This window comes from Cupriavidus taiwanensis LMG 19424 (genome assembly GCF_000069785.1).
Lineage (GTDB): Bacteria > Pseudomonadota > Gammaproteobacteria > Burkholderiales > Burkholderiaceae > Cupriavidus > Cupriavidus taiwanensis.
In genome coordinates, this window is sequence record NC_010528.1 from 421,953 (window position 1) to 434,404 (window position 12,452).

The following is a 12,452-nucleotide window of genomic DNA, read 5'->3' on the forward strand; positions in this document are numbered from 1 at the left end:
CAACCTGACGATGATGATGACCCTGACTTCCGCGCAGGAGCGCCGCGTGCAGCGCGTGGCGCCGTGGCTGCTGCTGGCCGCGGTGCTGCTGCTGTGGCAGGGCGCGTGCATGGCCTTTGACGTATCCGACTTCATCCTGCCGACGCCGTCCGCCATCGTGGCCGCGCTGGCGGACTATGCGGACGTGATCGCCGGCCATGCGTGGCGCACCTTCTGGACCACCATGGTGGGCTTTGGCGTGGCCATCGGCGTGGGCGTGCTGCTCGGGCTGGCGATGGGCTCGTCGCGGCTGCTCTACGCCGCCAGCTACCCGCTGATGACCGCCTTCAACGCGCTGCCCAAGGCCGCCTTCGTGCCGATCCTGGTGGTGTGGTTCGGGCTGGGCGCTGGCCCGGCGATCCTGACCGCGTTCCTGATCTCGTTCTTCCCGATCATGGTCAATATCGCCACCGGACTGGCCACGCTCGAGCCGGAACTGGAAGACGTGCTGCGCGTGCTCGGCGCCAAACGGCGCGACGTGCTGTTCAAGGTCGGCCTGCCGCGCGCGCTGCCATATTTCTTCGCCTCGCTGAAGGTCGCGATCACGCTGGCCTTTGTCGGCACCACGGTGTCGGAGATGAATGCCGCCAACGAGGGCATCGGCTACCTGCTGGTGTCGGCGGGCTCCGCCATGAAGATGCCGCTGGCCTTTGCCGGGCTGGTGGTGATCGCGGTGATGGCGATGGCGATGTACGAACTGTTCGCGGTGGTCGAGAAGCGCATGACCGGCTGGGCCCACCGGGGCTGAGCCGGGTTCAGCGCCGCGCTAGCCGCCGGCCTGCTGCAGCTGGTAAGTCGAGCAGTAGCTGAAGCGGCTGGCCGGATGCACGCCGGTGGTCACGATGATCGCCTGGTCGCGCAGGAAGTAGGTGCGGATGATGCGCAGGCCCGCTGACTTGTCCGGCACCTGCAAGGCAGCGGCCTGCGCGCCTTCGACCAGCCACCCCTGCACCTCCTGCTCCACGCGGGTGATCTTGATCCCGTATTGCTTCTCCACCATCGTGTACACCGGCACGTCGAGCGTCTCGCCGGGCGGGGGCAGGTCGCCGTAAGCGCGGTCGACATAGATGTCGACCAGCGCGATCGGCTCGTGGCCGGGCGCACTGTCGAAGCGGGTGCCGCCGATATGCAGCCAGCTCGCGCCGGGCGCGCAGCGCAGCAATGCAGCCAGCGTGTCATCGGCCTCCACCGTGCCGAACGCCGAGGTGCGCAGCGTCGTTCCCTTGGCATAGCTGACCAGATCGGCCGGTGAATCCATCAGCTGCGTGAAGCGGCTTTGCGGACGATCCGAGATCACGCGCGTGCCGACGCCGGCCTGGCGCGAGACCATGCCCAGGTTGGTCAGCTTCTGCACCGCCTGGCGCACCGCATACCGGCTCAGGTTCCAGGTTTCGCACAACTCCGCCTCGGTCGGCAGCAGCGCGCCGACGGGCGGGTTGCCGTTGACGATTTCCTGCATCAGCGTGCGCGCCAGGTCCAGATGGCGCGGCGAGGTCGCGCCCAGGGCGGCGGAAACGGGGTCGATGTCTCTTTGCATGGAGTGGGAAGGTCTGCAGCAACGGCGTCGGCGCCGCGGCCGGTGCCCGTGACATCCGCCGCGACGCGGATCGGATTTTAGCATTGCGCGCAGGGTTTTTCCTAATATTCGAATGTTCGAACAAACTCATATAGTTCGAGCCATGGCGATGCCTGACCTGCCCCGCTGCCTGCATCCGGCGCATCCGGCAACCACGCATCTTTCCTCGATTCCGGAGAAGCCTCCCGCATGTATCCCATTGATTTCCTGTGGCGCGCCGCCCACCGCCATCCCGAGCGGACCGCCATCTTCAGCCCCGATGGCCAGTTGTCGTACCGGGTGCTTGCCGACACGGTGCTGCGTCGCGCCGCGGCCCTGGTGGCGCTCGATCCGGTGCCGCGCAGCCGCGTCTGCGTCGGCGCCGCCAACACGGTCGACCACCTGGTGGCGATCCTGGCGATCCTGGCCGCCGGCAAGGTCTGGGTGCCGCTGAATCCGCGCAACGGCGATCCCGAGTTGCGCCGCATCGTCGATTTCGTCGAGCCCTCGCTGGTGCTGGCCGATGCCGGCATGGCCGGTCGCCTCGCCGGCATCGCGCCGCCGTTGCGCCTGCTGTCCGATCTCGGCGCCGATGGCGGCGATCCCGCGGCGGTGGTGATGGGCCCGCGCGGCCGCGGTGGCGTGCCGCTGGAGGCGGCGCAGGCCGTCAAGTTCACCGGCGGTTCGACCGGTTTTCCCAAGGGCGTGATCCAGCCGCTGCGGGCATGGAACGCCAATATCGCCACCCAGATCCACGAACTTGGCCTGACGCCGGCGGACCGCTATCTGGTGGCGGCGCCCATCACGCATGGCACCTCCACCTACATGCTGCCGCTGCTCGGTGCCGGCGGGGCGCTGGTGTTCCCGGAATCGGCCAAGCCTGCCGGGCTGCTCGACGCGGCCCAGGCCCACGGCGCGACGCTCTTCTTTGCGCCGCCGACGCTGATCCTGGCGCTGGTCGAAGAGCAGCGCCGTGCCCCGCGCGCGTTGCCGGCGCTGCGCTACCTGGTCTATGGCGGCGCGCCGATGCGCCCTGAGCAGATCCGCGACGCGCAGGCGGTGTTCGGCCCGGTGCTGTGCACCTCGTTCGGCCAGACCGAAGCGCCGCAGATCATCACCTTCCTGCCGCCGGGCGAGATGCACGGCGAGCGGCTCGCTTCGGTTGGCAGGCCGTCGCTGCTGACCCGGGTAGCCATCGTCGACAAGTCCGGCAACGTGCTCGGCGCCGGGGAAGAGGGCGAGATCGCGGTGCGCGGCGACCTGGTCATGAGCGGCTACCTGAAGGCGGAGACAGAAACCCGCAAGACGCTGGTCGACGGCTGGCTGCGCACCGGCGACGCCGGCGTCTTAGACGAGCACGGCTTCCTGTTCCTGCGCGACCGCATCCGCGATGTGATCATCACCGGCGGCTTCAACGTCTATCCCGGCGACGTCGAGGTGGTGCTGTCCGCCCACCCCGCGGTGGCCGACTGTTCGGTGGTCGGCATTCCAGACGCCAAGTGGGGCGAGGCCGTGCACGCCGCGGTGCAGTTGCGCCCCGGCATGCAGGTAGCCGCCGACGAGCTGATCGCGCTGGTCAAGCGCGAACTGGGCTCGGTCAAGACGCCCAAGCACATCCACGTGTTCCAGGCCTTGCCGCGCAGCGCGGTCGGCAAGGTGCTGAAGCCGGCGGTGCGCGAGTCGATCCTGTCCACCTGGAGCGCGACATGAATTCGCCCGATATCTCGCCCGATATGGCGCCCGATATCTCGCCCAATCCCTCCGCCACCCCGCGCACGCGGCTGTGCCGCTACACCGAGCAAGCGGTCTACTACGGCGAGGACGACCTGGTGGCGGACCTGCTCGGCCAGGCCAGCTTCATCGATGTCTTCATGAAGCAGACCTTCGGCAGCGTGCCCGGCCCCGCGCAGCGCCGCATCGCCGAAGCGGTACTGGTGACGCTGATGGAGCATGGCATGACGCCCAGCGCCATCGCCACGCGCATGATCTATTCGAGTTCGCCGGAAAACCTGCAGGCCGGTGTGGCGGCGGGCCTGCTGGCGGTGGCCAGCCAGTTCATCGGCACCATGGAACCGGCGGCCGGGCTGCTCGACCAGATCGCGGCGGCGGGCGCCGACGGCGCAGCCGAGGCACGGCGCATCGCGCGCGAATATCGCGCGCGGCGCGAGCCCGTGCCCGGCTTCGGCCATCACCTGCACCGTCCCGACGATCCGCGCGCGCTGGCACTGCTGGCGCTGGCGCGCGAACTGGGCACCCATGGCGCGCGCTGTGCCGCGCTGGAGCAGCTGGCCGCCGAGGTCGACGCCGCCGCCGGCCGCCATATCACCATCAACGCCACCGGCGCGGTGGCGGCGGTGCTGGGCGACATCGGCATCCCGGCCCGCCTGATGCGCGGCTTTGCGGTGCTGAGCCGCGCCGCCGGGCTGATTGCCCATATCGCCGAGGAACAGCGCGAACCTTCGGGGCGCTTCGTGTGGCGCCTCGTTGACGAGGCCATGACACCTGCGCGCAGCGCAGGCGGGCCGGACTGACCCCCGCCGCAAATCGATTAACAGAATAGACAAGGAGACGCCATGACAACAGCCGACCGAGCCATCCAGCGGCACCACCACATCACCCTCAGCGTGGGAACCGCGCAGCAGGACTATGACTTCCATACCAGGGTGCTCTCGCTGAAGAGCGTCAAGAAGACCCTGATCTATGACGGCGGCACGCCGTTCTATCACCTGTACTACGGCAACGACCTGGGTGAGGAAAGCACGCTGATCACCTGCTTCCCGGTCGCGCACTTCGGCCGCAAGGGCACCCGGGGCACGGGCCAGATCGGCAGCCTGGCGCTGTCGGTGCCGGTCTCGGCGATTCCGTTCTGGCACAAGCGCCTGACCGACCACGGCTTTGAGGTGCGCCGTACCGAGCGCTTCGGCGAAGTCGTGCTGGCCTTCGCCCACCCGTGCGGAGTCGAGTACGAGCTGATCGGCATCGCCGACGACGCGCGCACGCCTTATTCCAACGGCGAGGTGCCGGCCGAGTTCGCGATCCGCGGCCTGCATACCATCGCGGTGAACGTGCGCGAGATGGAATCGTCGCAGCAATTCATGCAGGAAGGATGGTCGGGGCGCGAAGTCGGGCGCGATGGCAAGTACCTGCGCTATGCCTTCGGCGACGGCGCCTCCGGCAAGCTGGTCGATTTTGCGCTCGAGCCCGGCCTGCCCCAGGCGAGCTGGACCTACGGCGAGGGCACCGTGCACCACTGCGCATTCCAGGTCGAAGACCGCGTGGTGCAGGACATGGTGAAGGCGCGGCTCGAGGGGCTGGGTTTGACCGACACCTCCGAACGCAAGGATCGCGGCTACTTTGAATCGATCTACGTGCGTACTCCCAGCGGCGCGATGTTCGAGGCGACCGTGTCGAAGCCGCAGGCGTTCCTGGTCGACGAGCCCTATGAAAGCCTGGGCTCGACGCTGCAGATCGCGCCGCAGTTCGAGAGCCAGCGCGCAACCATCCTGCAATCGCTGGAAAGCCTGCACTACTGAAGCGATCGCGTCGCACCGTATGACCCTGCCTGGCCCGAAGCCGGAAACATCATGCCTGTCCTCAATCCCCACCTGCACACGCCGCTGAGCGTGTTCGACGCGCCGGCGGGCAACGCCCGGCTGGCCGCGATCCTGGTCCATGGCCGCGGCCAATCGCCGGCACTGATGCGCGAACTGCTGGTCGACCGGCTCGACTGCCCCCAGGTGGCATGGTTCGCCCCGCTGGCCGCGGAAAACACCTGGTATCCGGCGCGCTTCATCGCTCCGCTCGAGGCCAACGAGCCGCGCCTCTCACAGGCGCTGGCGCGCATCGAGGTGCTGTCTGAGGCGTTGCTGGCGATGGGCTTTCCCTACACCTCGCAGGTGCTGGTGGGGTTCTCGCAGGGCGCCTGCCTCTGCAGTGAATACCTCTGGCGCCAGCGGCGCCGGTATGCGGGCCTGATCGCCTTTACCGGCGGGCTGATCGGCCCGCCGGGCGCGCCGCGCGAGTGCGCGCGGCCGTGGCTGGCCGGCATGCCGGTGCTGCTGTCGACATGGGACGAGGATCCGCATGTGCCCGCCGACAGCGTGCGCGAGTCGGCGCACTGGTTCCGAGCCGCCGGCGCCGACGTCAGCATCCGGGTCGAGCCGGGCACCGAGCATGGCATCCGCGACCGCGAGATCGCTTACGCCAATTCTTTCCTGGCCGCCTGCGTGCCAGATGCCAGTTGAACGCCAAGGAGTCTTGCGGCATGCAACCCTTTATCCATGAAACACGCCAATCGCGCATCGTGTTCGGCACCGGTGCGCGCGAGCACCTGCTGCGCGAAGTGGAACAGCTCGGCCTGCGGCGCGTGCTGGTGCTGACCTCGCCGGAGCAGTTCGCGCTGGGCCGGCAGATGGCCGAGCTGATCGGCGAGCGCAGCGTCGGCGTCTACGGCCATGCCGTGATGCATGTACCGGCCGATGTGGTGCGAAACGCCGTCGACGCGGTGCGGCGTGCCGGCGCCGATGGCTGCGTGGCGGCAGGCGGCGGCTCGGCCATGGGCCTGGCCAAGGCCATCGCGCTCGAGGCCGGACTGCCGTTCATCGCCGTGCCGACCACCTACGCCGGCTCGGAGATGACGCCGCTGTACGCCATCACCGAAGGCGGCCTCAAGCACACCGGCCGAGACTGGCGCGTGGCGCCGCGCACCGTGATCTACGACCCCGAGCTGACGCTGTCGCTGCCGCCGGGGCTGGCCATGACCAGCGGCATGAACGCGATCGCGCACGCCGCCGAGGGCCTTTACGCCAGCGACGGCAACCCGGTCTACGCGCTGATGGCCGAAGAAGGCATCCGCGCGCTGGCCGGCGCGCTGCGATGCCTGAAGCGCGATGCCTGCCACGCCGAGGCGCGCGGCGATGCGTTGTACGGCGCCTGGCTGTGCGGCATGGTGCTGGGCAACCTGCAGATGGGCATCCACCACAAGCTGTGCCATACCCTGGGCGGCAGCTTCAACCTGCCGCATGCGGAAGTCCACACCGTGGTGCTGCCCTATGCCATGGCCTACAACGCCGCGGCGGCGCCGCAGGCGATGGTGCGCATTGCGCGCGCGCTGGGCAGCGCCACCGCGCCCGAAGGGCTGCGCGAGCTCGGCGCCGCGCTCGGCGTGCCGCGCTCGCTGCGCGAGATCGGCATGCCGGCGCATGGCCTCGACCATGCGGCCGACCTGGTGGTCGCGGCGCCGTACCCGAATCCGCGGCCGCTCGAGCGCGCAGCGGTCCGCGACCTGCTGCAGCGCGCCTACGACGGTGCCGCTCCCGCCTGAGCGCGCGCCGCAACCGGTAGCGCTTCCGCCAAACGAGGCCCCCATCATGCCAACAGTCATTCGCGCCTACTTCCGCACCGGCATCGCCGCCGCGCGCCTGCAGCACCGTCCGGACCATATCCGCCACATCGCCGCGCACCTGCCGGAAATCGTCTGTGCCGGCGCGCTGTGCGACGAAGCGCAGGCGCCGCGGGGCCTGTTCCTTGCCGTGCAGGGCGACAGCGCGCAGGCGCGCGCGCTGATCGAATCGGACCCGTACCACCGCGCCGGCCTGTTCGAGCGCGTCGAGACCGAGCCCTTCCTGCAGTTCGTTCCGCACGCCAATCCGCGCCTGCTCGACGAGGAACTGGAGCGCGCGCTGCAGAGCGCCGCCGCAGCCGCCACATAAAGCCGCCGCCGGCGGCAGCCGGCAAGCCCGCCTGAACCTGTCTCGCAGTGAAACCCTGCAGGGCGCCGTGCGCCCGCGGCCGGCGCAGCGCGACATTCCAAGAAGGACCACAACATGCAACGCATCAAACGCTACCTGCTGTCCGGTTCGGCCGTGGCAGTGATCGGCGGCCTGCTGTACGCGGGCCTGTTCATCAAGCCGAAGCCGGCCGGCAAGGCGCTGCCGCAGCCGCTGGTGGAACGCGGCGACGCGTTCTACGGCATGGCCGTGCTGCCCGACGGCCGCATGTGGGCCGTCGGCACCAACGGCAAGATCCTCCACAGCGACGACGCCGGACAGGCCTGGCGCCTGCAGCGCGCCGCGCAGCGCGCAACCCTGCAGGACATCGCCGCCTGGGATGCGCGCCGTGCCGTCGCGGTCGGCAACGACGGCGTCATCCTGGCCACCGCCGACGGCGGCGTGAACTGGCAGGCCGCGCGCGCGCCGCGCTCCTCGATCAGCAACAAGCTGATGCGGGTGCAGGCGGGCCAGGATGGACGTGCCTGGGCGGTGGGCAGCGGCGGCGTGCTGCTGCGTTCGCTCGATTACGGCAACAGCTGGGAGTCCGCCGCGCCGGTCGAGGACACCGCCTGGAACGGCGTTGCCTTCGACGGCGCCCGTGGCTGCGTGGTGGGCGAGTTCGGCCGCATCCGCGTGACGCGCGATGCCGGCGAACACTGGACCACCGTCACCAGCCCGGCCCGGCAGAGCCTGATGTCGGTGCGCATGCGCGACGACGGCCACGCGGTGGCGGTGGGCTTGCGCGGCACCGTGCTGGTCAGCAGCGATGCGGGCACCAGCTGGAGAGCCGTCGCCAGCGCGACGCAGGAAGACCTGTTCGACGTGGCCTGGGACGGCAGCCAGTGGGTTGCCGTGGGCGACAAGGGCGTGGTGCTACTGGGCGGCTCAGACGGCGCCGCCTGGCGCGCGACGCGCTTCGATGCGATGGACCGCGGCTGGTACACGCGCGTGCTCGCGCATGGCGGCAAGTACTACGCCGCGGGCTCGCGGCTGGCGGCCGGCGCGGCCAAGGCGCTGTAAGCGCCGGGATGGCCCGGCGGCGCGCACAAGAAGAATCTGGAGGAGATCATGAACACGACACAACCGGGCAGGCTCGAACGCTTTGCCGAGGCCTGCATACGGCAACGGGCCTATGTGGCAGGCATATTCCTGCTGGTCACCGCGTTGATGCTGGTGGCCGCGCTGCGGGTGGAGGTCAGGACCGTCTTCGACGACCTGCTGCCGCGCAGCCATCCGTATATCCAGGTCCACGAGCAGTACAAGCAAGCCTTCGGCGGCTCCAACGTGGTCAGCCTCGTGCTCGAGGCCGAACAGGGCGATATCTTCAACACGGCCTTCCTGACCAAGGTCAAGACGGTCACGTCGGCGCTGCAGCGCGTCGACGGTGCCAACCAGTTCCAGATCGTCTCGCTGGCGTCGCGCAAGCTCAAGGACATCCGCGGCTCCACCGAGGCCATCGACTCGTCGCCGCTGATGTGGCCCGACGTGCCGCAGGACGCAGCCGGGCTGAACGCGCTGAAGCAGGCGGTGCTCAACAACCCGCTGGTCTATGGCGCCTATGTCTCGAAGGACCTGCGCGCCGCGCTGGTGACTGTCGACTTCTACGAGGGCTCGGCCGACTACAACAAGATCTTCCCGCAGGTGCAGGCGATTGCCGACGCCGCGCGCGGCGACGGCGTGCGCGTGCGCGTGACCGGCGAGCCCATCCTGTATGGCTGGGTCAGCCACTTCCTGCCCGAGACGCTGCACATCTTCATGCTGACGGTCGGCTGCCTGGTGCTGCTGCTGTTTATCGTCGCGCGCACCTGGCGCGGCACGCTGCTGCCCTTGCTGGCGGGGCTGAGCAGCGCAATCTGGGCGCTGGGCGCGGCGCGGCTGCTCGGCTATAACCTCGACCCGCTGGTGATCGTGATTGCGTTCCTGATCACCGCGCGCGCGATCTCGCATTCGGTGCAGCTGGTGTCGCGCTTCGACGAGGAGCTGGCCGCGGGCGCCGACACCCCGCGCGCGGCGGCGCGGGCCAGCATGCTGCAGCTGTTCAAGCCCGGCATGCTGGGCGTGGTCGCCGACGCCGGCTGCATGGTGGTGGTAGTGCTGACGCCGATCCCGCTGATGCACAAGGTGTCGATCATCGGCACGATATGGGTGATGACCATCGCGCTGAGCGCATGCGTGATGACGCCGGTGATGCTGTCGTGGGTGCGCGATCCGCGCGGCCACGCGCACCGGCTGGACCTGGGCCCGGCGCTGGACCGCATCCTCGGCGTGTGCGTGCGCAGCGCGACGTCGCGCTGGCCGTCGCGCTGGCGGTGTTCGCCGTCTCGGCCTGGTACGCAACCCGGATCCAGGTCGGCGACGCGCAGCCGGGCTCGCCCATCCTCTGGCCCGATTCGACCTACAACCGGGATGCCGCCGCCATCAACCGCCAGTTCCAGGGAGCCGACCGACTCTATGCGGTGTTTGCGGGACACCAGCCCAATGCGGTGAAGTCGCCCGAAGTGCTGGCAAGCATGGCGGGAATGCAGCGCTATATGGCGGCGCAGCCGGAGATTGGCGGCAGCGCCTCGATCGCCGACGTCATCCCGATGGTCCGGCGCGTGCTCAACGAGAACAACCCGCGCTACCAGGAACTCGGCGGCACCGCGCAGGAGAACGGCGAGCTCATGTACATGTTCGTGTCGGGCTCCGATCCCGGCGACATGGCCCGCTTCACCGATGCGCAGGCGCGCAATGCCTCGGTGACGTTCTACTTCCGCGACCACCAGGGCGACAGCATCCGCACCGCGATGGCGCGCCTCAAGGAATATGTCGACGCCCATCCGCTGGCACAGGGCACGTACCAGCTCGCCGGCGGCCTGGTCGGGGTGCTGGCCGCGGTCAACGAGGTGATCCTCGCCGGCCAGATCGAGAGCATCGCGCTGGCGCTGCTGGTGCTGGTGCTGTGCTGCGCGGTCGCGTACCGCTCGGTCACGGCCGGCATCTTCTTCATGGTGCCGGTGATCCTGTCCAACACCATCACCTTCAGCTACATGGCGTGGAAGGGCATCGGCATGAACCTCAGCACGCTGCCGGTGGCGGCGCTGGGCATCGGCCTCGGCGTCGACTACGCCTTCTACATCGTCGACGGCATCAAGGAAAAGATCGCCGAGGGCAAGGATCTGCGCACGGCCACGGTGGCATCGCTGCTGGGCGCGGGCCGCGGCGTGGTGGTGACGGCGCTGACGCTGACCACCAGCGTGGTGCTGTGGTGCGCCTCGTCGCTGCGCTTCCAGGCCGACATGGGCGTGCTGATGGCGATCTGGCTGTTCGTGTCGGCACTGAGTGCGCTGTTCATCATGCCTGCGATGGTGTTGGTGTTCCGGCCGGCGTTCATCGTGAAGCGGGCGGGCGCGGGCCACGCCGCCGGCGAGCGCGACATCCCGATGCATCCGGTGCCCGAGGCATAGCGGCCAGATATCGAAAAGAGCCAGACAGACAAGACCAACAGGAGGAGACCATGACAATGCATTGGAGGGGGCGGCGCCGGCGCACCAGCGCCGCGGGCCTGGCGCTGGCGCTGCTGGCGGCCACGCCGCAGCTGCTGGCCGCGGAGGCCGCGGAGGCCGAGAATGCGGCGGCGCCCGCCGCGCAAGACGCCGGCGGCGACGCGAAAGGCGAGGACTACAGCTTCCGCGTGGGCGGCTATGCGCGCACGTGGGCCTCGTTCAACCTGCAGAATCCGCCGGAGACCGGCCGCGACGACAGGTTCGCGCCGTCCATGCTGCGCGGCTCGCTGCTGCTCAATGCCGATGCCAAGACCGGGCCGGTGACATGGAAGGTGGTGGGCCGGGCCGATGGTGAATACAAGACGCGCTACCTGAAGGACCTCGAGCAACTGAACCGCACCAACTCGCCGGGCGGCCCGGGCAGCCGGCTGATGGACCAGTACGACAACGCCGACCTGCGCGAGTACTACATGGACTTCTCGCCGGTGGAGCGGGTCAACCTGCGCATCGGCAAGCAGCAGGTGGTCTGGGGCGAGACCGACTTCTTCCGCGCGCTCGACCTGGTGCATGGCTTCGATTACCGCTGGCGCTCGTTCCTGGAACGCGAGGGCGACGAGTTGCGCAAGCCGCTGTTCCTGGTCAAGGCCAAGGTCAACGTGCCCGAAGCCGACGGCAGCCTGCAGCTGCTGTACCGGCCGGGCCTCGACCGCAATCGCGACATCGGCAACAGCTACGACCTGTACGGCGGCCGCTGGGCGGGCCAGCCGTACAAGGGCGTCGACTTCCTCGCGCCCGGCGCGCTCAACTACAACTACCGGCAGCCCGGCGCCAATGTCAGCGACCAGACCGGCGGCGTGCGCTGGGAGGGCATCGCCGGCCCGGTTAACTATTCGCTGGCCTACCTGAAGACGTTCAGCAACGACCCGGTGGTGAACTCGGCCTTCGCGCCGTCGGGACAGGCGCCGACCGGCACGCTGGGCGACTTCATCTTCCCCAAGCTCGACCTGTTCGGCGCGACCGCCAGCGGCTATGTCCCCGCCATCGATGCCGTGCTGAGCACCGAACTGGTCTACACGCGCAACGCGCCCTACAACATCGGCACCAACTTCTTTGGCGGCGCGTTGCCGGGCTTCGGCGGCATCATCAAGAAGGACGTGGTCACCACCATGTTCCGCATGGACAAGAACCTGAACCTGAGCCGCCTGCTGGGGACCAGCCGGCCGTCGTTCTTCTCGGTGCAGGTGTTCGACAAGTGGATCCAGAACTTCAGGCGTTCCGACGATATCGTCAATCTCGTCGGCTATGGCGCCGCGGCGAAGGAGCATTCGACCATCGCCACGGTGATCCTCGGGCTGAACTACCGCAACGACAAGATCAATCCGCAGCTGGCGGCGGGCGTGGACCTGCAGGGCCGCGGCGGCTTCCTGATCCCGAGCGTGGAATTCGTCTACGGCGACCACTGGCGCCTGGTGCTGGAAGCGGACCTGTTCTTTGCCAAGAACAAGCGCAGCGCCGGCCAGGTGGAAGGATCCACGCGCCTGTTCGGCACCTTTGCCAACAACAGTCAGTTCCTGGCGCGGCTGACGCGCCAGTTCTGATGCA

General features: G+C 68.9%; 12 protein-coding genes. 11 read left to right on the top strand and 1 reads right to left on the bottom strand.

The genetic code is table 11. The features are described 5' to 3' along the window. The first annotated feature begins 13 nt into the window (after nt 1–13). Nucleotides 14–787, top strand: coding sequence for an ABC transporter permease (locus tag RALTA_RS02015; protein WP_172583319.1), 774 nt, complete (start codon nt 14–16; stop codon nt 785–787). An 18-nt stretch (nt 788–805) separates the two neighbouring features. On the opposite strand, the gene RALTA_RS02020 is transcribed toward RALTA_RS02015, so the two are convergent. Then, a complete protein-coding gene (locus RALTA_RS02020) occupies nt 806–1,576 on the bottom strand; it encodes a GntR family transcriptional regulator (RefSeq protein WP_012351746.1) in 771 nt (256 codons plus the stop codon). Between the two features lie 228 nt (nt 1,577–1,804). Here RALTA_RS02020 and RALTA_RS02025 point away from each other — a divergent pair, with 228 nt between their 5' ends. The 10 genes from RALTA_RS02025 (at nt 1,805) to RALTA_RS02065 (ending at nt 12,448) form a co-directional block, all read left to right on the top strand. Further along, the gene (locus tag RALTA_RS02025; RefSeq protein WP_012351747.1) at nt 1,805–3,304 is read left to right on the top strand and encodes a class I adenylate-forming enzyme family protein; all 1,500 of its coding nucleotides are present in this window, start codon (nt 1,805–1,807) and stop codon (nt 3,302–3,304) included. A 23-nt stretch (nt 3,305–3,327) separates the two neighbouring features. Next, nucleotides 3,328–4,125 (top strand): citryl-CoA lyase, encoded by a 798-nt coding sequence (locus tag RALTA_RS02030; protein ID WP_041232266.1) that lies wholly within the window; start codon nt 3,328–3,330, stop codon nt 4,123–4,125. 42 nt (nt 4,126–4,167) lie between these two features. Next, nucleotides 4,168–5,127 (top strand): VOC family protein, encoded by a 960-nt coding sequence (locus RALTA_RS02035; protein ID WP_012351749.1) that lies wholly within the window; start codon nt 4,168–4,170, stop codon nt 5,125–5,127. Nucleotides 5,128–5,178: 51 nt separating this feature from the next. Then, nucleotides 5,179–5,838, top strand: a complete 660-nt coding sequence (locus RALTA_RS02040) for an alpha/beta hydrolase (protein WP_012351750.1) — start codon at nt 5,179–5,181, stop codon at nt 5,836–5,838. Nucleotides 5,839–5,858: 20 nt separating this feature from the next. Next, a complete protein-coding gene (locus tag RALTA_RS02045) occupies nt 5,859–6,917 on the top strand; it encodes a maleylacetate reductase (protein ID WP_012351751.1) in 1,059 nt (352 codons plus the stop codon). A 46-nt stretch (nt 6,918–6,963) separates the two neighbouring features. After that, on the top strand, nt 6,964–7,305 hold the full coding sequence (locus RALTA_RS02050) for a YciI family protein (RefSeq protein ID WP_012351752.1): 342 nt from the start codon (nt 6,964–6,966) through the stop codon (nt 7,303–7,305). A gap of 114 nt (nt 7,306–7,419) precedes the next feature. Then, nucleotides 7,420–8,385: a WD40/YVTN/BNR-like repeat-containing protein gene (locus tag RALTA_RS02055; protein WP_012351753.1), complete on the top strand. Its 966-nt coding sequence runs from the start codon at nt 7,420–7,422 to the stop codon at nt 8,383–8,385. A gap of 48 nt (nt 8,386–8,433) precedes the next feature. Next, nucleotides 8,434–9,852, top strand: coding sequence for an MMPL family transporter (locus RALTA_RS30750; RefSeq protein ID WP_242405242.1), 1,419 nt, complete (start codon nt 8,434–8,436; stop codon nt 9,850–9,852). Then, complete coding sequence (locus RALTA_RS30755) at nt 9,849–10,811, top strand: efflux RND transporter permease subunit (RefSeq protein WP_242405243.1); 963 nt, start codon at nt 9,849–9,851, stop codon at nt 10,809–10,811. Before RALTA_RS30750 ends, RALTA_RS30755 begins: the two co-directional genes overlap by 4 nt. 50 nt (nt 10,812–10,861) lie before the next feature. Next, on the top strand, nt 10,862–12,448 hold the full coding sequence (locus RALTA_RS02065; protein ID WP_242405244.1) for a DUF1302 family protein: 1,587 nt from the start codon (nt 10,862–10,864) through the stop codon (nt 12,446–12,448). Nucleotides 12,449–12,452 lie beyond the last annotated feature (4 nt).

Coding starts and splice junctions, on each gene's coding strand:
- RALTA_RS02015 (WP_172583319.1), top strand. CDS start 14: ATGATGACCCTGACTTCCGCGCAGGAGCGCCGCGTGCAGCGCGTGGCG.
- RALTA_RS02020 (WP_012351746.1), bottom strand. CDS start 1,576: ATGCAAAGAGACATCGACCCCGTTTCCGCCGCCCTGGGCGCGACCTCG.
- RALTA_RS02025 (WP_012351747.1), top strand. CDS start 1,805: ATGTATCCCATTGATTTCCTGTGGCGCGCCGCCCACCGCCATCCCGAG.
- RALTA_RS02030 (WP_041232266.1), top strand. CDS start 3,328: ATGGCGCCCGATATCTCGCCCAATCCCTCCGCCACCCCGCGCACGCGG.
- RALTA_RS02035 (WP_012351749.1), top strand. CDS start 4,168: ATGACAACAGCCGACCGAGCCATCCAGCGGCACCACCACATCACCCTC.
- RALTA_RS02040 (WP_012351750.1), top strand. CDS start 5,179: ATGCCTGTCCTCAATCCCCACCTGCACACGCCGCTGAGCGTGTTCGAC.
- RALTA_RS02045 (WP_012351751.1), top strand. CDS start 5,859: ATGCAACCCTTTATCCATGAAACACGCCAATCGCGCATCGTGTTCGGC.
- RALTA_RS02050 (WP_012351752.1), top strand. CDS start 6,964: ATGCCAACAGTCATTCGCGCCTACTTCCGCACCGGCATCGCCGCCGCG.
- RALTA_RS02055 (WP_012351753.1), top strand. CDS start 7,420: ATGCAACGCATCAAACGCTACCTGCTGTCCGGTTCGGCCGTGGCAGTG.
- RALTA_RS30750 (WP_242405242.1), top strand. CDS start 8,434: ATGAACACGACACAACCGGGCAGGCTCGAACGCTTTGCCGAGGCCTGC.
- RALTA_RS02065 (WP_242405244.1), top strand. CDS start 10,862: ATGACAATGCATTGGAGGGGGCGGCGCCGGCGCACCAGCGCCGCGGGC.